Source organism: Salinibaculum rarum, assembly GCF_030505615.1.
In the GTDB taxonomy this organism is placed as follows: Archaea; Halobacteriota; Halobacteria; order Halobacteriales; family Haloarculaceae; genus Salinibaculum; species Salinibaculum rarum.
Genome location: NZ_CP129992.1, coordinates 1,374,977 through 1,395,827 on the forward strand (window position 1 = coordinate 1,374,977; position 20,851 = coordinate 1,395,827).

The 20,851-nt window shown below is 62.6% G+C and carries 20 protein-coding genes and 1 pseudogene; 10 read left to right on the top strand and 11 right to left on the bottom strand.

What is annotated here, in order from left to right; all coding sequences use genetic code 11:
- Positions 1-173 precede the first annotated feature (173 nt).
- Positions 174-1,223 carry a DNA repair and recombination protein RadA gene (radA, locus tag QYL91_RS07430; RefSeq protein WP_302082739.1) on the top strand — a complete coding sequence of 350 codons (1,050 nt, stop codon included), beginning with the start codon at positions 174-176 and terminating at the stop codon, positions 1,221-1,223.
- A gap of 108 nt (positions 1,224-1,331) precedes the next feature.
- Here radA and QYL91_RS07435 read toward each other — a convergent pair whose 3' ends face one another.
- Positions 1,332-2,318 carry a CPBP family intramembrane glutamic endopeptidase gene (locus tag QYL91_RS07435; RefSeq protein ID WP_302082740.1) on the bottom strand — a complete coding sequence of 329 codons (987 nt, stop codon included), beginning with the start codon at positions 2,316-2,318 and terminating at the stop codon, positions 1,332-1,334.
- Between the two features lie 132 nt (positions 2,319-2,450).
- Between QYL91_RS07435 and QYL91_RS07440 the strand changes: the two genes are divergently transcribed.
- Positions 2,451-3,359 (top strand): acyltransferase, encoded by a 909-nt coding sequence (locus QYL91_RS07440; RefSeq protein ID WP_302082741.1) that lies wholly within the window; start codon positions 2,451-2,453, stop codon positions 3,357-3,359.
- 32 nt (positions 3,360-3,391) lie between these two features.
- Here the strand turns inward: QYL91_RS07440 and QYL91_RS07445 are convergent, their stop codons facing one another.
- Positions 3,392-4,921: a PAS domain-containing sensor histidine kinase gene (locus tag QYL91_RS07445; RefSeq protein ID WP_302082742.1), complete on the bottom strand. Its 1,530-nt coding sequence runs from the start codon at positions 4,919-4,921 to the stop codon at positions 3,392-3,394.
- Positions 4,914-6,383, bottom strand: a complete 1,470-nt coding sequence (locus QYL91_RS07450; RefSeq protein ID WP_302082743.1) for an ATPase domain-containing protein — start codon at positions 6,381-6,383, stop codon at positions 4,914-4,916. The genes QYL91_RS07445 and QYL91_RS07450 overlap by 8 nt, the downstream gene beginning before the upstream one ends.
- A gap of 168 nt (positions 6,384-6,551) precedes the next feature.
- Between QYL91_RS07450 and QYL91_RS07455 the strand changes: the two are divergent.
- The 6 genes and pseudogenes from QYL91_RS07455 to QYL91_RS07480 all read left to right on the top strand — a co-directional run.
- A pseudogene (locus QYL91_RS07455) lies at positions 6,552-6,989 on the top strand (bacteriohemerythrin); the annotation flags it as partial.
- Between the two features lie 120 nt (positions 6,990-7,109).
- On the top strand, positions 7,110-8,615 hold the full coding sequence (locus QYL91_RS07460; protein WP_302082745.1) for a globin-coupled sensor protein: 1,506 nt from the start codon (positions 7,110-7,112) through the stop codon (positions 8,613-8,615).
- A 51-nt stretch (positions 8,616-8,666) separates the two neighbouring features.
- On the top strand, positions 8,667-8,933 hold the full coding sequence (locus QYL91_RS07465; protein ID WP_302082746.1) for a DUF7577 domain-containing protein: 267 nt from the start codon (positions 8,667-8,669) through the stop codon (positions 8,931-8,933).
- 38 nt (positions 8,934-8,971) lie between these two features.
- The gene (locus tag QYL91_RS07470; RefSeq protein WP_302082747.1) at positions 8,972-9,709 is read left to right on the top strand and encodes an Nmad3 family putative nucleotide modification protein; all 738 of its coding nucleotides are present in this window, start codon (positions 8,972-8,974) and stop codon (positions 9,707-9,709) included.
- 46 nt (positions 9,710-9,755) lie between these two features.
- Positions 9,756-10,442 (top strand): RAD55 family ATPase, encoded by a 687-nt coding sequence (locus QYL91_RS07475; RefSeq protein ID WP_302082748.1) that lies wholly within the window; start codon positions 9,756-9,758, stop codon positions 10,440-10,442.
- Position 10,443: 1 nt separating this feature from the next.
- Positions 10,444-10,860, top strand: coding sequence for a DUF8057 family protein (locus QYL91_RS07480; RefSeq protein WP_302082749.1), 417 nt, complete (start codon positions 10,444-10,446; stop codon positions 10,858-10,860).
- A gap of 5 nt (positions 10,861-10,865) precedes the next feature.
- Here the strand turns inward: QYL91_RS07480 and QYL91_RS07485 are convergent, their stop codons facing one another.
- From QYL91_RS07485 to QYL91_RS07495, 3 genes are all read right to left on the bottom strand, one after another.
- On the bottom strand, positions 10,866-11,294 hold the full coding sequence (locus QYL91_RS07485; protein WP_302082750.1) for a universal stress protein: 429 nt from the start codon (positions 11,292-11,294) through the stop codon (positions 10,866-10,868).
- A 130-nt stretch (positions 11,295-11,424) separates the two neighbouring features.
- Entirely contained in the window at positions 11,425-13,239 is a 1,815-nt protein-coding gene (locus QYL91_RS07490) for a formate/nitrite transporter family protein (RefSeq protein WP_302082751.1), read from the bottom strand.
- Between the two features lie 183 nt (positions 13,240-13,422).
- Entirely contained in the window at positions 13,423-13,710 is a 288-nt protein-coding gene (locus QYL91_RS07495) for a DUF5789 family protein (RefSeq protein ID WP_302082752.1), read from the bottom strand.
- A gap of 158 nt (positions 13,711-13,868) precedes the next feature.
- Here QYL91_RS07495 and QYL91_RS07500 point away from each other — a divergent pair, with 158 nt between their 5' ends.
- Together QYL91_RS07500 and QYL91_RS07505 are read left to right on the top strand one after the other, a co-directional pair.
- Complete coding sequence (locus QYL91_RS07500) at positions 13,869-14,648, top strand: PHP domain-containing protein (RefSeq protein WP_302082753.1); 780 nt, start codon at positions 13,869-13,871, stop codon at positions 14,646-14,648.
- Positions 14,649-14,696: 48 nt separating this feature from the next.
- Positions 14,697-14,861, top strand: coding sequence for a DUF6757 family protein (locus QYL91_RS07505; RefSeq protein ID WP_302082754.1), 165 nt, complete (start codon positions 14,697-14,699; stop codon positions 14,859-14,861).
- 93 nt (positions 14,862-14,954) lie between these two features.
- Here the strand turns inward: QYL91_RS07505 and QYL91_RS07510 are convergent, their stop codons facing one another.
- The 5 genes from QYL91_RS07510 to acs all read right to left on the bottom strand — a co-directional run bounded on the left by QYL91_RS07510 (position 14,955) and on the right by acs (position 20,648).
- The gene (locus tag QYL91_RS07510; protein ID WP_369685625.1) at positions 14,955-15,746 is read right to left on the bottom strand and encodes a bacteriorhodopsin; all 792 of its coding nucleotides are present in this window, start codon (positions 15,744-15,746) and stop codon (positions 14,955-14,957) included.
- 353 nt (positions 15,747-16,099) lie between these two features.
- Positions 16,100-16,570, bottom strand: coding sequence for a universal stress protein (locus QYL91_RS07515; RefSeq protein ID WP_302082756.1), 471 nt, complete (start codon positions 16,568-16,570; stop codon positions 16,100-16,102).
- A 3-nt stretch (positions 16,571-16,573) separates the two neighbouring features.
- Positions 16,574-18,214, bottom strand: a complete 1,641-nt coding sequence (locus QYL91_RS07520; protein WP_302082757.1) for a sodium:solute symporter family transporter — start codon at positions 18,212-18,214, stop codon at positions 16,574-16,576.
- Positions 18,211-18,654 carry a DUF4212 domain-containing protein gene (locus tag QYL91_RS07525; protein WP_302082758.1) on the bottom strand — a complete coding sequence of 148 codons (444 nt, stop codon included), beginning with the start codon at positions 18,652-18,654 and terminating at the stop codon, positions 18,211-18,213. Before QYL91_RS07525 ends, QYL91_RS07520 begins: the two co-directional genes overlap by 4 nt.
- A 14-nt stretch (positions 18,655-18,668) precedes the next feature.
- Positions 18,669-20,648: an acetate--CoA ligase gene (acs, locus tag QYL91_RS07530; RefSeq protein WP_302082759.1), complete on the bottom strand. Its 1,980-nt coding sequence runs from the start codon at positions 20,646-20,648 to the stop codon at positions 18,669-18,671.
- Positions 20,649-20,851: the final 203 nt, after the last annotated feature.

Genomic DNA, 20,851 nt, shown 5'->3' on the forward strand with positions numbered 1-20,851 from the left:
CCTGTTCGGTCACATCCACCGCTGTCGCACAGCGGATAGACTGGGGACGCTGTGGTCGCCCTTCTCGTATCAATCCTTGCCGGCTCTGTGAACGGTTGGACTCCTGTCCGGCTGTTTCACTTTCACTCTCCTGTTAACGGGGGTTTATGTGACAGGGGGCGCAAGCGGCGTGTATGTCCACAGGTGAAGACCTCGAAGAACTCCCCGGCGTCGGGCCGGCGACAGCAGAGAAGCTCAAGGAAAACGGATTCGACAACTACCAGGGTATCGCCGTCGCCAGCCCCGGCGAACTCTCGAACACCGCCGACATCGGGGAATCGAGCGCCGCCGACATCATCAACGCCGCGCGTGAGGCCGCCGACATCGGTGGCTTCGAATCCGGCTCGGCGGTACTGGAACGACGCGAGCAGATTGGGAAACTGACGTGGGGCGTCGACGAAGTCGACGAACTGCTCGGTGGCGGCGTCGAAACGCAGTCTATCACCGAAGTCTACGGCGAGTTCGGGGCCGGCAAGTCTCAGGTCACCCACCAGCTCGCGGTCAACGTCCAGCTCCCGGCCGAACACGGCGGCCTCGAAGGCAGTTGTATCTTCATCGACAGCGAGGACACCTTCCGTCCGGAGCGTATCGACGACATGCTCCGCGGTCTGCCGGACGACGCCATCGAGGCGGCGATGGTCACCCACGACGTCGTCGAGGAAGCCGCCGACGCCGACGCTGGCAACGAGGACCTCCTCGAAGACCTGCTGGAAGCGTTCCTCGACAAGATTCACGTCGCGAAGGCCTTCAACTCCAACCACCAGATTCTCCTCGCGGAGAAAGCCCAGGAAATCGCAAGCGAGAGCCAGGACGGGGAGTTCCCCGTCCGACTGCTCTGTGTCGACTCGCTGACCGCACACTTCCGTGCGGAGTACGTCGGCCGTGGCGAACTCGCCGACCGACAGCAGAAACTCAACAAGCACCTCCACGACCTGATGCGCGTCGGCGACCTGAACAACACCGCCGTCGTCGTCACGAACCAGGTCGCTGCCAACCCCGACTCCTTCTTTGGCGACCCGACCCAGCCAATCGGGGGGAACATCCTCGGGCACACCTCCACGTTCCGTATCTACCTCCGCAAGTCCAAGGCCGACAAACGTATCGTCCGTCTCGTGGACGCGCCGAACCTCGCCGACGGTGAGGCCGTCATGCGCGTGCAGGGCGACGGGCTGATGGCAGAGTAACGGCCGGTTCGACCGTCTCCTGACATTTGTCTGACGGGGGACGGTGAAAGTACTTCTTACGGGAACGGACCACACGACGGCGAGCTGATTCGAACTGAAACGGGCGGGTCAGGAATCGTCGCCGGTGGCGATCCACAGGTCGGGAATCGCGATACGTCCGTCGACGGCGAGGGTCCCGTACTGCTGGCGGACCCACCAGACGAAGACAGCGATACCGGCCAGCAGGCCGACGAGCATGACGACGCCGCCTTCGGGACCGAAACTGCCGCCAGTGAGAAGCGTCGGGCCGTCGGGCTCGACGGCGAGCAGGGCGCTGTCGGTGCGGAGGCCGCTGACCGGAAGTCCAAACAGCGAGCCGACGGCGAAGTTCCAGCCGATGTGTGCGCCGATAGGGAAGGCAAGTCGGTCTGTCGCGGCGTAGGCGACACCGAAAAAGAGCCCGGCGATAGTGATGTTCACCAGGCTGAGTGCCGTCCCGCCGGGGTTGGCTGCATGGAGGAGGCCAAACAGGGCCGCCGTAATCGCAATCGCGCCCGCGACGGCGCGGCGGTCGGTCGAACTGACCTGCCGAATCCCCTCCGCGATGTTGACGAGCAGGTACCCCCTGACGATGACCTCTTCGAGCGTCGCGAAGGCGGCAAAGAACAGAAAGCCCGAGAGGACGCCGGTAGCGGTCGACCCTGCAGCAAACGAGAAGTCCGGGTTTTCGACGGCGTAGGTGGAGCCGACAGAGGCCAGGCCGGAACCGACGAGCAGCGCGACGGCGACGGCCACCATCACCACGCCGACGCCGAGCCCCACAAGCAGGTCACGCCCCCACTGTCGGTCCAGCGACAGTCCCATATCGCGGAGTCGCCGGCGGTCGATAAACCAGGCGAGTGCGACCAGCCCGACGATAATCAGCGAGAAGGTAGCCACCTGCGAGAGGACACTGGGGAGTCCGAGGATGCTGTTTGCGATGTCGACGAGGGAGACGGCGAGCGTGACCACAAGCAAGAGGAGTCCGCCCGTGGCCACCACCCGGAACAGCGCGCGCAGGCGCAACTCGTCGGAATTCCAGAAGAGTCCCTTGACAGAGCCGACGATTCCACTCATGCACACCGACATCCGTGCGTCGAGCATAAATCCGCCCGGGTTCGGCCGGACGAGCGACCGGTAACACCGCTGTTACCGAGTGACGACCACGTAACGGAAACCCCTATCAGCGCTGCCGGGTAAAGGCGCACCATGACGAAGCGACACGTGTCGTTGCCACCCGCTGCCGAGGAGGGGGTACAGGCGTTTATCGAGGAGGTCGACACCCGTCTGGCTAGCGACGAGGACACCTGCAAGGTCGTCAAGGAGACGCTCGTGGACCTGATGGGCGACCGCGATGCCTACGAGCGCTGGCAGTCCGGCGGCGACGTGACTCCCGCTGAACGGGTCCGTCTGCAGGGATACGACCCCTGTAACGCGACGCTTGAAAGCGAGTACTACGCCGAAGTCGAGACGATGGACGAGGACTTCCAGCAGTCGAAGTACCTCCAGTGGCTCTGGCGGCAGTTCGACGCCACCCCGATGGCCGACAACATCGCCTTTGCGCTCCGATTCCGTCGGATGCTCGCCGACCACCTCTTCGAGGAGTGCGGTGACGACTGTCGCTTTTTCAAGGGCATTACCTTCACCTACGGCCACAACATCACCGTCGGCGACAACGTCGTCGTCCACGACGACGTCCACCTCGACGACCGGGGGAAACTGACCGTCGGCGACCGCGTGTCGATTTCCGACAACGTTGCAATCTACACGCACGACCACGACACCGTCGACCAGACTGCGATAACCAACTACCACACTATCATCGAGGACGACGCGCGTATCACCTACGACTCGATGGTTCGCGCCGGAGTGAAGGTCGGTCGGAACGCGATTTTGGCTGCCAAGTCCGCCACCTCGAGAGACATTCCGGCCCACCACATCGCGGCCGGTTCTCCCGCACAGAGTGTCGGCATCAAAGACGGCTGGGAGTCGGTTGCCGACCCGGTCGAGGAGGACAACGTCGACCGGCGCGAGGAGCGGCGTCTCCCCACCGAGGTCCCCGACGACCTGAACGTCTTCGACGAGTTCCAGCGCGATTTGACCCCACCAGACGCCTGACCCGCCTGGACGGCCAGCCCCCGGACGGCACCCTATCGGGCGGCGTCGTCGGCCGTATCGAGTATCGCTTCGTCGACGACTCCCTTCCGGGGGAGTTCGAGCACGATACGCGTTCCCTCGTCGCGCCGCTCGAAGTCGATAGCGCCGTCGGACTGTTCGACAATCCAGCTAACGAGCCAGAGCGAGACACTGCTTCCGTGTTCGAGTGAAGTCTCTTTGTCCCGTCTGAGCGGCACGAGTTCACCCTCCGGGATTCCCGGTCCGTTGTCTTCGACGACGAGTCGAATCGTCTCGTTTTGTTCGAGCGTGATACCGACCCACGGGTCGTCGGCGTCGTTGTGCTCGGCGGCGTTCTCGACGAGTTCGGTGACGGCCCGCCGCAGTTCGCCGCTGGCGTATGCCACACACTCCTCGGGCGTGTCGACGTCGACTGTCGTGTCGGGGAACCGCCCCTGGACATCGGCAGCGACGTCCCGTACCAGCCCAGCGATGTCCTGTTGTGACGGCGTCTCGCTTCGCTCGATGAGGTCGGCAATCTCCCGGGCCGTCTCGCTGGTCTCGGCGATGGACTTGGCTTTCTCGGCAATCTTTCCGAACCCATCGTCTTCGGCGCCAAAGTCGGCGGCGAGCCGTTCTGCGTGCCCCATGACGACGTTGAGGTCGTTGCGGATGTTGTGTCTGAGAACGCGGGTGAGAATCTGTCGCAGGAGGTCGAGTTCCTGGCGCTGGCGTTCGAGTTCCCGCTTGCGCCGAATCCGCTCGGTGACTTCCGAGTTGACCGAGATGAACCCCTCGATGTCCCCGTCGTCGAGTATCGGTGCAATCGTCTGTTCGACGACGTACTGTTCGCCGTTCTTGCGCTCGTTTATGACCTCGCCGTCCCACACCTCGCCGTTGAGTATCGTCCCCCACAGTTCGGCGTAAAACTCCTTGTCGTGTTCGCCCGACTTGAGGAGTCTGGGCGTGTTCCCAATCGCTTCCGAGGCGCTGTACCCCGTCGTCTTCTCGAACGCGCTGTTGACGAACTGAATCGTGCCGTCCGTATCGGTAATCGTAATCGAGTGCCCCGAGTGTTCGACCGCCTGTTTGAACCCGCGGAGTTCCCGCTCACGCGCTTCGAGCGTCGACACCTGGGCCTGGAGTCGCTGTGCCTGGTTGCGCCGGACGAGCAGCGTGTCGAGGCGCCGAACGAGCAACGCCTGGCTGACGGGTGCCTCGATGACGTCGTCGAGCAAGACCGGCGTATCGCCGTCGTCGAGTGCCCCCAGCGAAACCTGTGACCGACCCGTATCGCGTCGGAGCAACACGACCGGACAGAACACGGGCGATTCCCGCTCGACGACCGCCCGAAGCTCCTCGATGTGGTCGGCGAAGAGTTGGTCCTCGACGAGGTAGAGGTCGGCATCGGTGACAGACTGGCTGGTGTCGACGACGTAGCGGTCCGCAAGCATCGTCCGGAGCGCCGACCGGTTGCCCTCGTTTTCGACGAGCAGTTGCACTGTCGACCTGTCCTCGTCGGACTGCGTGGTCGCTCCCGGGCCGACAGCGCCGTCCTCAGCCATCGGTCTGGTCTCGCTGCCCCTGGTTTATCTGTGGTGTCCCCTGCAGGATACCGGAGGCGTGGGTCAGTGGCTCACCGATGTGGATGCCGTCGTCGAGGTCGAACTCCCGGAGCGCGTTCTCGAAGCCACCGGCCCGCTTTTTCAACACGCCGATGACCTTTTCGAGGGTCCCCTCTGTCTCGATGTAACTCAAAAAGAGGATGTTGTCGGCGATGTAGCTGAGATTCGAACTCGTCGCGGTCGTCATGCCCGTAATCTGGGGTATCTCGTCGGTTATCAGCACCGTCACGTCACGGTTTTTGAGGTGTCGGGAGAGTGCGTGTATCTTCTCGACGAGCGTCGAGTCGGACCCCTGAATCGACATCTTGTACCCGTCGATACCGTCGATGAGGACGATTTCCGAGCCGGTCTCGTCGATTTCACGCTGGACCCGCTGTGCGAACTCCTCGGCCGACTGTGCGAGCGGTTCGACCGCATTGAGCGAGATGGTCCCCTCCTCGCGCAGGTCCGAGAGTGGGATCCCCATCGACTCCGACCGGTGTGTGAACGTATCCGTCCCCTCCTCGAACAGGTAGGCAAGCGAGTCGATTCCCTGCGTTGCGGCTTCTGCGAGAAACTGTGTCGCTGTCGTCGTCTTTCCGACCCCAGTTGGGCCGCTGATGAACGTCACTGTCCCCCGTTCGAGGCCGCCGCCGAGCAAATCGTCGAGGTTGTCGAGTCCCGACCGTATGTGGCGCGTTTCCCAGGAACTGTCGAGTTGTTCGGGAACCAGCGAGGGGAACACCTCGACGCCGTCGTTTCTGATTGCGAGTCCGTGACTGCCGTCGTGCTGGCCGAAGCCACGGTGTTTTGCGACCCTGAGCCGTCGGCCCCGGTCCGTGTGGGACAGCCGGACGACGCCGTCGCTCAACGAGCGCATCTCGGTCTGGTATTCGGTGTCCTTCGACAGCGTCGCGGTCCCGATGACGGTCGTGTTCCGCTCCTTGAGAAACCGCATAAACGAGAGGATTCGCTTCCGAAACTGGTGTTCGTTCGTCTCGATATAGCGCAGTTGCGTGATTGGGTCGAGCACGACTCGGTCGGGGTTGATGTCCCTGATTGCGTCGTGAATCTCCTCTGTGTACCGGTCGCGCTCGACTGCGCCCGGTTCGACTAAGTCGTAGTTTCGGTCTTCGGTGAAAAACTCGGAGTTCGGTCCCAGGTCCAGAAACTGCACGGTATCGAGGTTGATACCGACTCTCGCCCCGTTCATCAGAATCTCGTCCCGTGACTCCTCGCCGTGAATACACAGCACCGTCTCGTCGTTCTCGATGCCGGCTTCGAGAAAGTGCATCCCGAGCAGCGTCTTGCCCGTCCCGGGGTCACCACAGACCAGATACATCCTGCCAGAAACGAACCCGCCGCGTAACACCTCGTCGAGCCCGCTGATACCGCTGGTGACTCGCGCGGCTGTAACCTCCATGCCGAACTCTCGGGTATGGATTCATATAAGTCTCTGGTACATCGCTTTCGTCGGCACCGGCGGCGAGACGGACGCTCGGTGGGGAATGTGTTCGACTTTCCGGGACACTGGGAATCCGGGAAAGCGTTTATACGCCTTGGTCAAAGGCTTTGATAGAGGTGACCAAACGTGGCACTTATCGAGTGGGACGACGACCGATATAGCACGAACATCGACCGGTTCGACGAACAGCACCAGAACCTCTTCGAGCTGTTGAACGACCTCCACCAGGCGATGGAAGAGGGCCACGCAGAAGAAGAACTGGGCGATATCCTCCGGGAACTCGAGCGGTACACGGAATATCACTTCGGCGACGAAGAGGAGTTCATGGAGGACTGTGGCTACTCGCAGGACTGTGCCGACTGTTTCCACAATCACCAGGAGATGCACGAGAACTTCGCCTCCAAGGTGACCGAACTCAGGCAAAAGCACGAGGACGGCGAGTACATCACGATGGAAGTGCTGGAGTTTGCCCGGGACTGGCTCGACTCCCACATCGCCGGTGGCGACCAGGACCAAAACTACAGCGAGTACTTCCAAAACGAAGTCGACAGCTACGAGTTCGACTGAGAACTGTCGCCCACACTTGTCATTTTAGTTAGGCAGTGGGGATAAAGAGCGGTCGCTTGCTATCACGACCCCGAAAGCAGAGAAACTGATAACTTCGCATAGCAACCAGGACTGGACATGAGCACATACGCCGATGTATTTGGACAGGGCGGATTGAATTCGGAGGTCGACGAGACGGACCTCGTCGACCAGATTGGGCTGGACGACGAGGAGATACGCTGGCGCAAGGACTTCGTCGGGTTCGACGACGGGGACGTGGCCCGTCTGACGGCGCTTGCGGACACCTTCGAGGAGTACGAAGACGACATCGCCGACAAGTTCTACGAGAACCTCACAGCCTACGAGGAGACGACCGAGGTCATCGACCGCTCTCCGAAGGGCGTCGACCAGCTCAAACAGACACAGCGGGCCTACTGGCGGACGCTCGCGGGCGGGGAGTACGGCCAGGAGTATTTCACCAATCGTGCCCGTATCGGCAAACTCCACGAGTTGCTGGACATGCCGACCAGCCAGTACATCGGCCAGTACGGCGTCTACTTCGAACTTCTCTTTGAGGTGATGGCCGAGCGGATGCGAGACCAGATGGCCGACACCCTCGCGTCGGCCGGCGTCGACGAGGAGACCGTCTCCGCGGTCCACGACCAACTCGAAGACGGAATGGACGAGACGCTGTCCGCGCTCAAGTTGATGAACCTGGACATGCAGGTGGCGATGGACACCTACATCGAGAGCCGCGAGCAGGAACTCGAAGACGAAATCGAGCGCCGGCGGGAGATGGCCGAAGAGACAAACGATGCCGCCAAGGACCTCCAGGAGTTTGCCAACGACGTCTCGAAAAGCTCCCAGCGTATCAGCGACCTCACCGAGACCGAGGCCGGGAACATCGACGAAATCAGGGCCGAGATGTCGAATCTCAGCGCGACAATCGAGGAGATCGCCTCGACGGCCGACCGCGTCGAGCAGACGAGCGAACAGGCCGTCGAAGCGGCCGAGCAAGGGCAGGCGTCGGCGTCGTCGGCAATCGACGTGATGGAGGACATCGAGTCGTCCGCAGAGGAAATCGGGACCAGCGTCGAGCGCCTCCAGAACCGGACCGAAGAAATCGACGAGGTCGTCGACGTGATAAACGGCATCGCCGACGAGACGAACATGCTGGCACTGAACGCCTCCATCGAGGCCGCTCGAGCGGGCGAGGCGGGCTCTGGCTTTGCCGTCGTCGCCGACGAGGTGAAATCGCTGGCCGAGGAGTCACAGGGGCAAGCCGACCAGATAGAGCGGATGATTGCGGAAATCCAGGAGGAAATCACCCAGACCGTCGAGAACGTCGAGACGACGGCCGAGAACATCGACACCGGCATCGAGCGCGTCGAGGACGCGATGACACAACTCGACGAAATCGTCGATGTCGTCCAGGACGCCGCCATCGGTATCAAGGAAGTCGCGGAGGCGACAGACGACCAGGCGGGGACCGCCGAAGAGATTGCGACGATGATAGACGACGCGACCGACCGCATCAACGAAATCAACGAAGAGATAGACGAGGTGGCGACTGCAAACGAACAACAGACCGCGAAAGTGTTCAAAGTCACCTCGGACCTGCGCCAACTCAGCGAGGAACACTGAGCCGGACCCGCGGGCCGAACATCCAAGTAGTGTGACTACCTAGCACAAAACATGGAAGCCTGGGCCTGGCTCGCCGCGTACCTCATCGGCTTTGCGCTGTTGCAGCTGGTGCTGTATCGGTACTTCCAGCGTGGCGAGTCCACGCACGACGCCGAGTCCCGTGACCCCGGATACAAGCGACTGGAGGGGTCCGCCGCGGCTGACATCGACGCTTCCACCGAGCGCGACGACGCTGTCGTCTGCCAGCAGTGTGGCGCGCTCAACGACCGCGACGGGATGTTCAGCTACTGCCGGGAGTGTGCCGAACCGCTCCGCTGACCGAGTCCTTTTGGGCCTCGCCCGCCGACGCTCCGTCGATGCGGGCTATTGCCATCAACGTCGGTGCGAACACGAACGAACCGGGATTTCGGGGCCCGGTCTGGCCCGACGGCCGCTTCGAGTACATTCCGATTCCCGAATCCGAACCCGCCGTCGACCCGCCGACCTACGGCGACCTCGCGCCCACCCTGGAGACGTCGATTCCCGACGAACTGCTGGACCGGCCGGTGCATCTCGACCCGGAGTTTCCCGAGTATCCCCGCTGTGAGCGGTACACCTACGGCGACGACCACTGTATCAAGGCTGGCCCGCTTTCCGAACTCGACGCCGGCGACTACGTCCTCTTCTATGCGACACTCTCGGTGCGCGCCCCGGCAGACTGGCTACCCCCGGAGTGGGGGGCCTTCTGTATCGGCCACTTCCGGCTGGCCGAGGACGCGATGACCGGCGAGGAGTACGCGACCCTCGGCGCGGACGGACAGGCGCCGTTTACGAACAACGCACACGTCCGGCGCGACCCACCCGCAGGGGCACAGACCGACGCTCGTGTTCTCTTGCGTGGCGACCCCGACGAGTCGATGCTGTACGACCGTGTAATCCCGCTCTCGCAGCCGTCCGGGGGGACCGACGCGAACGCCCTCGTGACGGAACTCTCGGCGGATTCGGGCAAGGGGCCGTGGTGGCGACGCCCGCTCCGCTTTGACACTGCTTCGACTCCGAAACTCCGTGCCGTCTGTGACTCGTTTGCAAGTGGCCTGGAAAGTTATCAACACTGAGAACAAAGAGCAAACATCTATATCTCGATGCGGCGTTTGCCTTCGTATGCGACTTTCGAGTGGCGTCCCTGGATTCGACGAACTCGTCGAGGGGGGGCTCATTAACGACCGACTCTACGTGGTGAGCGGGCCGCCGGGCAGTGGGAAGACGACGTTCTGTTCTCAGTTTATCACCCAGGGTGCAAAAGAGGGTGCCGACTGTCTGTACGTGACGATGCACGAGACCAAAGAGGAACTGATACAGGACATGTCCGGCTACGAATTTGGCTTCGACCGGGCTGTCCAGTCCGAGAACGTCCAGTTTCTCAACCTGGTCACCGAGGCGGGGAAACGGACGATTACGCAGTTTGGCACCGACGGCGGACTCACGAACCGCCTGGTCGCCTTTATCGAGTCCAACGACATCGACCGGGTGGTCGTCGACTCCACGATGCTCCTCCAGCACTTTTTCTCCGATATGAGCGACGAGATTACGGGCTTTCTCTCCGCGCTGAAACAGACCAAGGCGACCACGCTGCTCATCTCGGAGATGACAGACCCCACGTCGTACTCGGACGAACACTACCTCGCACACGGCGTCATCTTCTTCCATAACTTCCTCGACTCCTCCGGGATGACCCGGGGCATACAGGTCATCAAGATGCGCGGGACCGCAATCGACTGTGACATCAGGGAGATTAGCTTCTCCGACCAGGGGCTGCGCGTCCACCCCGACCGGAAGGTCCAGGGATAACATGAGCAAGTACGAGCGTGCGTACGGGACGGACTGGGGCACCATCGACAAAGACGAGGCTATCGACCGTGCGTACGCGCTCGGCGTCGCGGCGTCGCTCGGGGAGTACCACCCGGATGAACTCGACCGCGTTCGCGAGGAGATGGACACCTCCTACAACAAGAGCGTCGTTGACCTCGCGTTCGACGAGGGGAGAAACGAGGCCCGCGAACTCGATGCCGACGCCGGCGAGGACGCGGCCGACCCCGTCTGGTCGGAACTCGTCGAAGGCGAGACGATAACTGTCGACGAAGACGACGTTCCGACCGGCGGCCGCGACGGACTTCCCAACGCCATCGACAAGATGAAAGCCCTCGACCGGCCCGAACCGGGCAAAAACGAGGCTATCGACCGCCCGGACTTTCTGGAGAAAGACTGACCCGACTACTCCATCGACGAGACCAGCACCGGCCGATTTGCGTCCAGCAACACCGATTGCGTGACACTGCCAAACAGTACTTTGCCGGTCGGACTCCGCTTGCGCCCACTCATCGCGATTGCGTCGGCGTCGATGTCCTCGGCGGCGGCCAGAATCTCCTCGCTGGCGGAGCCGTGGACCCGTCGTTTCTCGGTCTCGATTCCCGCCTCCGCTAGCAGGTCGAGCACTGTGCCGACGGTCTTTGGGTAGTCGGTCTCGTCGAACAACTCCTCGCTGCTGACACGGCCGCCACCGTCGCCGACGCTGTACGGTTCTTGGACGTTGAGAACTACGACCTTGATGTCGTCCGGTTCTCGCGGGAGGTCAGCGACGTTCTGGGCTGCCTGTTTGGCGCGTTGCTCGTTTTCGTCGACCGGCAACAGTACGCGATACATACACCCAGGTCGGGAGTCACCAGACGTTAGTGATAGGGGCGTTCCCAGATTGCTGTGTTCGAGACAGTCTTTTTTAGGACGCTGTCCACAACGTCGGAATTCCGGCAGTCAATCGCCGGCTTCCTATCGGTCAGCCGAACAGTCTCCCGAGTAGGCCACGCTTTGTCGCCGGTTCCGTGAGCACCACCGAACAGTCCAGTTCGTCGATGACGTCGAGATAGAGCGCGTCGCGGGCCAGTCGCGACAGCAGGCCGCGTTCGGAGGCGCCCAGAAGCACAAGCGTGTGTTCTTTGGCCTCCTGTTCGATTGCCTGTTCGACCTGCCCGCTGTCGTCGACGAGTCGGATGGCGCTGTCGAGACCGTGGTCGGCCGCCCAGTTGGCGAGGAACTCCTCGCCCTGGTCGCGCTGTTCTGGCCCGTCGACGACGTGTAGGAGACTGACTTCGGCCCCTTTGACGTCACGGAGCGCTCGCGCGACGTCGGCGCTCATGTCGTCGGACTGGTCGCCGACGACCGGGAGCAAGATGCGTGAGGTGTCCAGCCCCCGGTCTTTGAGCACCAAGAAGTCACAGGGGAGCTGTCGCGTGAGGTCGTCGAGGGGACGGTCCGCGCGTGCGGCCCGCCAGACGCCGTCTTCGCCCCACTCCATGACCACGAGGTCGGCGCCCTTGCGCTTGGAGACGGTGAATATCTCTTCGAACGACCGGTGTGAGAGCACCGTCGAGGTGTCACACTTGACGCCGTATTCGCTGGCGACGTCCGTCATGTCGTCCATCAGCTCTTCGGATTCCCCGATGATGCGTCGACTCTGTTTGACGCCGTAGCCCTGCGAGGCCTGCCGGGGCATCTGGACGATGTGGACGACGTCGACGACGGCGTCGTCCCTGTCGCTGGCAAGCGTACAGGCAAACTCCACCAGCCGGGACTCGGTCCGCGGGTTCGTAATCGGGACGACGATGCGGAAGGGGCCGTCCTCGGACTCTGTCACCGTCTCTGCGGTGTCGATGAGGGGGACATAGGAGCGCCCGGCGCGACTCCCGAGGACCCACTCCCGCTTCGAGAGGCGCCGGTTTGCACCCTCGAACCGGGCGGATTCCAGCCGCTCTTCTGTCGTCTGGAAGTAGTTGACCACCGTCACCAGGATGACGCCGCCGGCGGTGTTGCCGACCAGCACCGGGATGACGAACTCGGTCATCCCGACGAAAAGCGAGAGGTCCCCGAGCAAGACGAGATACACCATCTCGGTGTACGAGACGACGACGTGGAACAGGCCGCCGAGAGGAATCGACAGGAAGGCCAGGTACACGACGACGAGTCGCGAAATCGTGTCCCTGGCGGCGAAACTGACCCAGACGACGCCTGCGACGATGAGCCCGGCGAAGGCGGCTTTGACAAAGAGCACTGTCGAGGCAGTCTCGATGCCTTTCGATGCGATGTCGGCTGCGACCGTCGCGCCGTCGGCCGACAGGACGCCACCCCACGCGAGGGCCATGGCACCGAAGGTTCCGCCTGCGAAGTTCCCGGCCAGCACGACGGTCCAGTTGCGAAGCAGCGCCGGAATCGACGCGATGCGTTCGAGGGTCAACGCGACCGGTGGCAGTGTGTTCTCCGTGTACAGCTGGTACCCACCGATGATGATGTAGATAAATCCCAGCGGGTACAACATCGCAGAGAGAACGGGGTGGCCGTCCGTCGACGCCGTCATCGAGATGTACAGCAGGAACGTAATCGTAATCGCAAAGCCAGCGGCGAGGCCGCTGAAGAACAGTTCCCGGCTCCCGGACGTGATTTCCTCGTCGGCAGCAGCGACGATGCGCTGGAAGACCTCGTCTGAGGAAAACCGGTCACGAACGACCCGCCCGGCCGCGGGCGCACCGCTTCTGGACCGTTCGACGGCCTCCCGGACGCTCTCATCCGGGTCTGGTTCTTGCTCGGGGTCTGCCATTCATCGGACCGAGACACCCGAACGACTAAATCTCTATGCATCTGCCGCCGGTGTCGTTGGCGTCTGCCACCGACGGCTCGCCGTGCACAGGAGAGGCGCTGGCGATTCGCTGAACTGCCAGAGGCAAGGACCGCGTCGAAAAAGATGTCTCAGATTGTGCCGGGAGTGCTGGCGGAGTCTGTGTTACAGCGAGACGACGTCGTGACCGTTCTCGCCGGGCGCAGTCGCGTCGCGGTCGCTGTAGCCCTTCCGACCGATGGCCTCCTCGCCGAGTGCGCTGTACACTGCCAGTCGAGCGTCTTCCTCGGTTTCGAAGTCCTCGTTTGGCAGACACGAGAGGACCTCCTCCAGCGTGGCCGCCCCGTTTGGCAGTTCCAGTTCTTTGTGGCCGTGTTCCTCGACGAACTCCGCCGTCGTGGTCGGGAACGTGTGTGTCGCAAACGAGTCGTCGACGCTACTTACGAGCCTCATATCTCTCCGTCGAGTCGTCCCGGCATATAAACTTCACCATCTATCATTGCATATCTGGTTTAGGTGTTCTAGTGTGTCTAGTGTCCGAACAGGGACACGCCACGGCTGGACGCCAGCGAGCAGAAACACCGATACCTGCGGGGGACCGACACTCAGGTATGATAGTCGCGGATCTCCACGTCCACACGACCCACTCGGACGGGACGCTTACGCTGGAGACGCTCCCCGAGGCGGCACGCGAGGCCGGTGTCGACGTCGTCGCCGTCACCGACCACGACCGGCTTCACCCGGACCTGCAGACGCCGGTGGCCGTCGTCGGCGACGTCACCGTCGTTCACGGTATCGAACTGCGGGTCGACTCGCCGGCCGGGCACGTCGACCTCCTGGGATACGGCGCGCGCCGGACGGACCCGCTCGTCGCCGAACTCGACCGACTTCAGGAAAACCGCGTCGAGCGGGCCCGTCGCATCGTCGACTGCGTCGAGGACCGACTCGGGGTGTCCCTCGACGTCGCGCTCGAACCGGGCGTCGGCCGGCCCCATATTGCCCAGGCTATCGCGGACAGCGAGGCCGACTACGGATACGACGACGCCTTTGCCGAGCTCATCGGTGACGACTGTCCCTGCTATGTCGCCCGTGAGATTCCCGACTTCGAGACGGGCCGGGACTTGCTCGCCGACGCCTGTGGCCTCGTGGGCCTTGCCCATCCGCTCCGGTACGACGACCCGGTCGCGGCACTCGACCTCACCGCGTCGCTGGACGCCGTCGAGCGCTGGTACCCCTACGGCCGGGACGTCGACACCAGACCGGTCGAGCAGGCAATCGAGCGCCACGGCCTCGTCCCGACGGGTGGCAGCGACGCCCACGGGGAGACGCTGGGCGCTGCCGGACTGGACGCCGACGCCTACCAGCACTTTCGCTCACACACGCGGTTGTGACTCGCCGCAGCCGCAGGGTTCAATGCCGTCCCGACCCAAGAGGGGAGTATGCAGTGTCACTACTGCGACCGCGAAGCCGATATTGCCGTCGAGAAGGACGGAATCAAAGTCGGCGTCTGCAAGACGCACTTCCAGGAGCAGATGGAAGACCTCGCCGACTCCGAGTGGGTAGACAACATCGAAGACCAGCTCGACATCGACCACCGAGAGTGACACACTCGCTGCTCGTGTTCGTGTTCTGATGTCGTTCGCGACTGTCTTTTCGCGACTGACCGGACCCGTAGTGTAAACGGAGCGCCGGCAGTCTCAGTCGTCGGCGGGACTGGCGCCGGTCCGTTCGGTCGTACTCGTCTGGCCGATGACGCGTTCGTTGGCGGCCACCCAGCGCAACAACAGGAACGCGAAGACGTACTTCGCGAAGATGTCGAGCCCGGAGTAGCCCCACGACGTGAGTGCGACATCGAGGACGGCAAATCCTTCAGACCCGAGCGCCCACAAAATCGGGTAGCCGAGCCACAGCACGACGGTCAACACCTTGAGCGTCCCGAATATCTCGCTCGTGCCGGCGGCCGCTGCGTCCGCGGGCCACTCGACCAGCAGGACGTACAGCACTGCGACGAAGAAGGCACAGCTGATACCGTAGAAGACCCACCGCAGCAGGTACGAGCCGGTCGTCAGCGCGGCGGCCAGGCCGGTGATACACATCCCGACGTCCATCGTAATCGCGGTGGCGAGTTTCGCCCGGTTGGTCCCCGCGAGCAGTCCCAGCGCGGCCAGAATCATCGGCGTCGAGAACGTCCACGTGAGGTAGCGACCCCACGGCGAGAAGATTTCGCCCTCGCCGGCGAGTGCGTGCCCTGCGGGCATCTCGAGGAAGCCGACGGTCAGCCCGGAGGTGAGCCCGACGTAACTCGATATTGAGACCAGCGGCACCAGTAGCGTGGCGACCCAGATGAGCTGTGCTCGGGGGTCCTCGATGGACCGCCCCATGTAGACGAAAAGCAGTATCGCCAGTCCCGCGAGTGCGATGTTCGCCCACAGTGACGTCGCCAACAGCGTGTCGTCGTGGATAAACTCGAACGCTTCGTTCTGTGTCATCTGCAAGAGGAGTTCTGGCTGTACGACTGTCCCGCCGGTGAGGAGTGTCTCTATCATTGTTGGTGACTGAGGGTGCTGTCTGTGCGGTGTCTTCCGTGCCGAGTTGCGATGGCCCGAGGGGCTCCCGTCAGCTGTCGGGGTCGTTTCGACACGATACCGAGAGGTTCGGCACGGACTGATAAAAGGGGGATAGGCAAAATTATTGGTCTACCAACCAGTCGGCGTGCCGTGGCGCTGGTCGCGGTCACCGAGCGCCCGCGGTCGCTACGGCAGCAGCTCCAGAAGCGACTGTTCTGAGGGTGCCCGGCAAAAAATACGGTCGCGGCGGAGAGACGACGAAACTCGACGTGTGCCTATTCGTCTTCGTGGAGTTCGTGACTGTCCACGATGAGGACCGGCAGGTGGGTCCGTCGCAGGACCTTCTCGGCGACGCTGCCGAGGATGACCCGCGAGAGGCCCGACCGGCCGTGACTTCCCATGACGACGAGGTCGATGTGCTCGTCTTCGACGAACTTCCGGATGGCCCGTGCGGGCTCGCCGACCCGGATGTGTTCCTCGAACTCGACGCCGGCTTCTTCGGCTGCGTTGGCGACGTAGTGGGTCGCCTCTTCTGCGTCGTCTTTGACCTCGGGCATCTCGTCGAGATGGCCCTGTCGGATGCGGTCGACCTGCTCGGTACCCAGCCCGTAGCTGGTCGCGTCGACGTCGACGACGTACAGTGCGTGAATCGTGGCACCGTACTTTTCGGCGATGTCGACAGCGTTGTCGACTGCTACTTCCGAGGTCACGCTACCGTCTGTCGGAACGAGGATGTTGTCGTACATGGATTAGTCGTCCGCAGGGGTCTCTTCGCCCCCGTCGGTTGCAACGACGTCTTCTGCGGTCTGTTGCTGTCCCATCGGCTTGGGACTGTGACACTGCCGGACGACCTTCTTCGTGTGTTCGTCTGGTTCGGGCGTCATCAGCGAGACGGCGATGGTGATAATGAAGACCAGCGGCGTGCCGACGAGTGCGGCACCGATTGCTGGCACCCATTCGCCGAAGACGTCGCTGAAGTGGAAGATAAGGTCGTTGACCACTGCAGCGGTCCAGAGCAGGAGGCCGACGGTCATGCCGGCGAGTGCGCCCTGGCGGTTGGTGTTCTCCCACCAGAGTCCGAGGAAGAACATCGGGAACAGCACGATGGCTGCGAGTGAGAACGCCAGTGCGACCAGCTCACCGACGAGCGCCGGCGGATCCAGCGCGGTGAGCGTCACGATTGCACCGATACCGACGATGGTCGCACGTCCGAGGAGGACCTGCTGGCGCTGGGTTGCGTCGGGGTTGATGAGTTCCGAGTAGATGTCGTGTGCGACTGCGGAGGAGGCCGTGATGAACAGGCCTGCCGTGGTCGCGATTGCGGCGGCCATCGCACCGGCTGCGACGAAGCCGACGAACCACTGCGGAAGTTCTGCGAACTGCGCCGCGAGCACGACGATGACGTCACCTTCCGCACCGGTCATGCCGCCTGCCTCGGCGCCAGCGAAGGCACTGACACCCTCCGTGGCCTCGAAGAGGTCGACACCGAAGACAGCCATCGCGGGTGCGGCCCAGTACAGGAGCAGGATGAAGAACAGCCCGGAAACGGTCGACCAGCGGGCCGTCCGTTCGTTTTCGACCGTGTAGAACCGCACGAGCACGTGCGGGAGTCCACAGGTCCCGAAGATGAGCGAGAACGCGGTTCCCGCCCAGAGCCACGGACCGCTGTTTGCGAACGGTTCTGAGAACTGCGCGTCGACTTCGCTGATGAGTGCACCGTACTCGATCTGTGGCAGGACGGTGGAGTAGCCCTGCGTGAAGCCGACTGCGTAGACGCCCGCGAGGAACGCCACGATGAGGATGACGTACTGAACGGCCATCCCCTTGGTCGCGCCGAGCATCCCCGAAATCGCGAGGTACCCGACGGTAATGGTCATCATCACGATGACCATCGGAACGAAGTCGAGGCCGAACACGTACTGGCCGACCAGACCCATCCCGGAGGCCTGCCCGACGGAGTAGACGTATGCGATAAGCAGCGTCGTGAACGCTGCGATTGCGCGCGCCGTCGAGGAGTTGTACCGGTCACCGACGAAGTCGGGTGCCGTGTACTTCCCGAAGCGGCGCATCTGTGCGGCCAGGAAGATGAGCAGGACGAAGTAGCCGGTCGTCCAGCCGATAACGAAGGCCAGGCCGTAAAAGCCCGCGAGGGCAATCAGTCCGGCCAGTCCGAGATAGGACGCGGCGGACATCCAGTTGGCACCGATTGCCATCCCGTTCTCGATGCTCCCGATACCACGGCCGGCGACCCACATGCCCTCGGTGTCGGCGACCTTGAAGAAGTAGCCGATGGCGAGGAACGAGGCCATCATCAGGAAGACGATGGCCGCACCGATTGGCTTGAACGAAATGTTGAGCGCTCCCGCCTGCAGTGGCACTGCCTCTATCATTCGTCGACACCTCCGTCGGTCGCAGCGGTGGCCTCACCGCTGCTCTGGACGGACTCGGTCTCCGTGGGGTCGATACCGTACTTCTCGTCGAGCTGGTCGCGCTTGCGGGCGTAGATAGCCGCAAGAATCAGCGACCCGGTCGGCGCGCCGAAGGCGATGAGGAAGTAGTGTGCCGGGAAGCCGATAACCGGCAGCGTACTCGTCATCGTCTCGGGTGCGGCCACCGTCGCGAGGAACGGCGCCCAGGTGATGACGACCCAGGCGATAAAGCTCGTCCAGACCACCTTCAGGTGGTCGCGCATGAACGGCGTACTTGGACTTAGTATGTTTATCTCTGTCTCGAGGTAGTCGACGGACCGCTCCTGGGCCGCCACACCTCCATCGGTTCGAACGTCCTCAGTCGAGCCATCAGCAGGCTCGGTCGTATCGTTGTCTGTCATTGTTGTTGGTGGGGTCAGTCGTCTTGGGCTTTCTTCGCGATTTCCTCGACGACTTCGGGGTTTCGCAGCGTGGACGTGTTGCCGAGTTCCTCGCCGTTGGCGATGTCCTCGAGCAGGCGGCGCATGATTTTGCCCGAGCGCGTCTTGGGCAGTTCGGGACTGAACACGACTGCCTCTGGCCGTGCGATCGGGCCGATGCTGTCCTCGACAGCCTCGATAATCTCCTGGCGGAGTTCCTCGTCACCCTCGTAACCGTCCTCGGTGATGACGTAGGTGTAGACTGCTTCGCCTTTCATCTCGTGGTCGCCGCCGACGACTGCCGCTTCCGCGACGCCGGGGACGCCGACGATTGCCGACTCGATTTCCATCGTTCCCAGACGGTGTCCGGAGACGTTGAGAACGTCGTCGACACGGCCCAGCACGGTGATGAAGCCGTCGTCGTCGATTTTCGCACCGTCTTCCGGGAAGTAGACCCACTGGTCTTTCTCCGGAATCGAGTACTCGTCCCAGTACTCGTCGATGAACCGCTCGTCGTTCTTGTACAGCGTCCGCAGCATACCGGGCCACGGCTTGTTGACGATGAGATAGCCCGCGCGGCCGGCCTCGACCGGAGAGCCACGCTCGTCGACGATGTCAGCACTGATGCCCGGCAGCGGCGGCCCCGCGGAGCCGGGTTTCATGTTCTCGATGGCGGGGATGGTGGTTACCATCATTCCGCCGGTCTCGGTCTGCCACCAGGTGTCGACGATGGGGCAGCTCTCCTGGCCGATGTGTTTGTAGTACCACTTCCACGCACGCGGGTTGATTGGTTCACCGACCGTTCCCAGCAGGCGCAGGCTGGATAGGTCGTGTTTGTTGGGGTACTGCTCGCCCCACTTCATGAACGCCCGAATCGCCGTCGGTGCGGTGTACAGCTGGTTGACGTTGTGGTCGTCGACGATTTCCCACATCCGGTCTTTGTCCGGGTAGTCCGGCGTCCCCTCGTACATGACCGAAGTCGTCCCGAGCGCGAGCGGCCCGTAGACGATGTAGGAGTGGCCGGTAATCCAGCCGATGTCTGCCGAGCAGAAGTAGGTGTCATCCGGTTTGATGTCCAGAACCGCGTGGGACGTCCAGGCAGCGTAGGCCAGGTAGCCCGCGGTGGTGTGCTTGACACCCTTTGGCTTGCCCGTGGTGCCGGAGGTGTACATCAGGAACAGCATGTCCTCGGCGTCGCGGCTGACGGGTTCGACCGTTGCGCCTTCCTGTTCGGCAAGCAGGTCGTGGTAGTCGTGCTGGCTCGGGCCCAGGTCGTGGTCGAAGTCGTCTTCGAGTCGGTCGACGACAATCGAGGTCACGTCCTGGTCGACCGACTCCAGCCCTTCCTCGGCCTTGTCGAGGTGGTGGAGCGGGTCACCGCGGCGGTAGTAACCGTCACAGGTGACGAGGTGCTCCGAGTCGGCGGCGTTCATCCGAGTCGCGAGTGCGTCCGCGGAAAAGCCCGCGAAGACGACTGCGTGTGGTGCGCCGATGCGGGCACACGCGAGCATCGCAATCGGGAGCTCGGGAATCATCGGCATGTACATCGTCACCACGTCGTCCTCCTGGACTCCCTGGTCCCGGAGCACAGCCGCGAACTCGTTTACCTCCTCGTGGAGTTGTTCGTACGTGTACGTGCGCTCTTCGCCGAGTTCGCCGACCCACTCGATTGCGGCTTCGTCGCCGCGCTCGTCGAGGTGTCGGTCGAGACAGTTCTCCGATGCGTTCAGCGACCCACCGGTGAACCACTTGTAGAACGGTGCTTCGCTCTCGTCGAGCACGGTATCGTAGTCCGACTGCCAGTCGAGGAGGTCGGCCGCTCGCTCCCACGCTTCCGGCCAGTTCTCCTCGAACTCCTCGTAAATCCCTTCGTCTGTTACGTTTGCCTGTTCGACAAACGATTCCGGCGGCTCGAACTCCTCCTGTTCTTCGAGCCGTGCCTCAAGTTCGACCTCAAGTTCGTCGTCGTCTGACATTGCAAACTGTCATCCATCAACCTCCATATTAAGGAACACCGCTAATTATCCCAATTCAACATTGTTACACATCCGAAATTGGAAAATTATGCACTCTACACGTTGCAAAGTATTGTCGTTAACGTAGGGTTTTATATATCCCTGAGTGACCGATGCGTTGCCCGCCAGTCGGCTAGCGATGGTCCCAGTGTATCGGGGTTGGG

Coding starts and splice junctions, on each gene's coding strand:
- radA (WP_302082739.1), top strand. CDS start 174: ATGTCCACAGGTGAAGACCTCGAAGAACTCCCCGGCGTCGGGCCGGCG.
- QYL91_RS07435 (WP_302082740.1), bottom strand. CDS start 2,318: ATGAGTGGAATCGTCGGCTCTGTCAAGGGACTCTTCTGGAATTCCGAC.
- QYL91_RS07440 (WP_302082741.1), top strand. CDS start 2,451: ATGACGAAGCGACACGTGTCGTTGCCACCCGCTGCCGAGGAGGGGGTA.
- QYL91_RS07445 (WP_302082742.1), bottom strand. CDS start 4,921: ATGGCTGAGGACGGCGCTGTCGGCCCGGGAGCGACCACGCAGTCCGAC.
- QYL91_RS07450 (WP_302082743.1), bottom strand. CDS start 6,383: ATGGAGGTTACAGCCGCGCGAGTCACCAGCGGTATCAGCGGGCTCGAC.
- QYL91_RS07460 (WP_302082745.1), top strand. CDS start 7,110: ATGAGCACATACGCCGATGTATTTGGACAGGGCGGATTGAATTCGGAG.
- QYL91_RS07465 (WP_302082746.1), top strand. CDS start 8,667: ATGGAAGCCTGGGCCTGGCTCGCCGCGTACCTCATCGGCTTTGCGCTG.
- QYL91_RS07470 (WP_302082747.1), top strand. CDS start 8,972: ATGCGGGCTATTGCCATCAACGTCGGTGCGAACACGAACGAACCGGGA.
- QYL91_RS07475 (WP_302082748.1), top strand. CDS start 9,756: ATGCGACTTTCGAGTGGCGTCCCTGGATTCGACGAACTCGTCGAGGGG.
- QYL91_RS07480 (WP_302082749.1), top strand. CDS start 10,444: ATGAGCAAGTACGAGCGTGCGTACGGGACGGACTGGGGCACCATCGAC.
- QYL91_RS07485 (WP_302082750.1), bottom strand. CDS start 11,294: ATGTATCGCGTACTGTTGCCGGTCGACGAAAACGAGCAACGCGCCAAA.
- QYL91_RS07490 (WP_302082751.1), bottom strand. CDS start 13,239: ATGGCAGACCCCGAGCAAGAACCAGACCCGGATGAGAGCGTCCGGGAG.
- QYL91_RS07495 (WP_302082752.1), bottom strand. CDS start 13,710: ATGAGGCTCGTAAGTAGCGTCGACGACTCGTTTGCGACACACACGTTC.
- QYL91_RS07500 (WP_302082753.1), top strand. CDS start 13,869: ATGATAGTCGCGGATCTCCACGTCCACACGACCCACTCGGACGGGACG.
- QYL91_RS07505 (WP_302082754.1), top strand. CDS start 14,697: ATGCAGTGTCACTACTGCGACCGCGAAGCCGATATTGCCGTCGAGAAG.
- QYL91_RS07510 (WP_369685625.1), bottom strand. CDS start 15,746: ATGACACAGAACGAAGCGTTCGAGTTTATCCACGACGACACGCTGTTG.
- QYL91_RS07515 (WP_302082756.1), bottom strand. CDS start 16,570: ATGTACGACAACATCCTCGTTCCGACAGACGGTAGCGTGACCTCGGAA.
- QYL91_RS07520 (WP_302082757.1), bottom strand. CDS start 18,214: ATGATAGAGGCAGTGCCACTGCAGGCGGGAGCGCTCAACATTTCGTTC.
- QYL91_RS07525 (WP_302082758.1), bottom strand. CDS start 18,654: ATGACAGACAACGATACGACCGAGCCTGCTGATGGCTCGACTGAGGAC.
- acs (WP_302082759.1), bottom strand. CDS start 20,648: ATGTCAGACGACGACGAACTTGAGGTCGAACTTGAGGCACGGCTCGAA.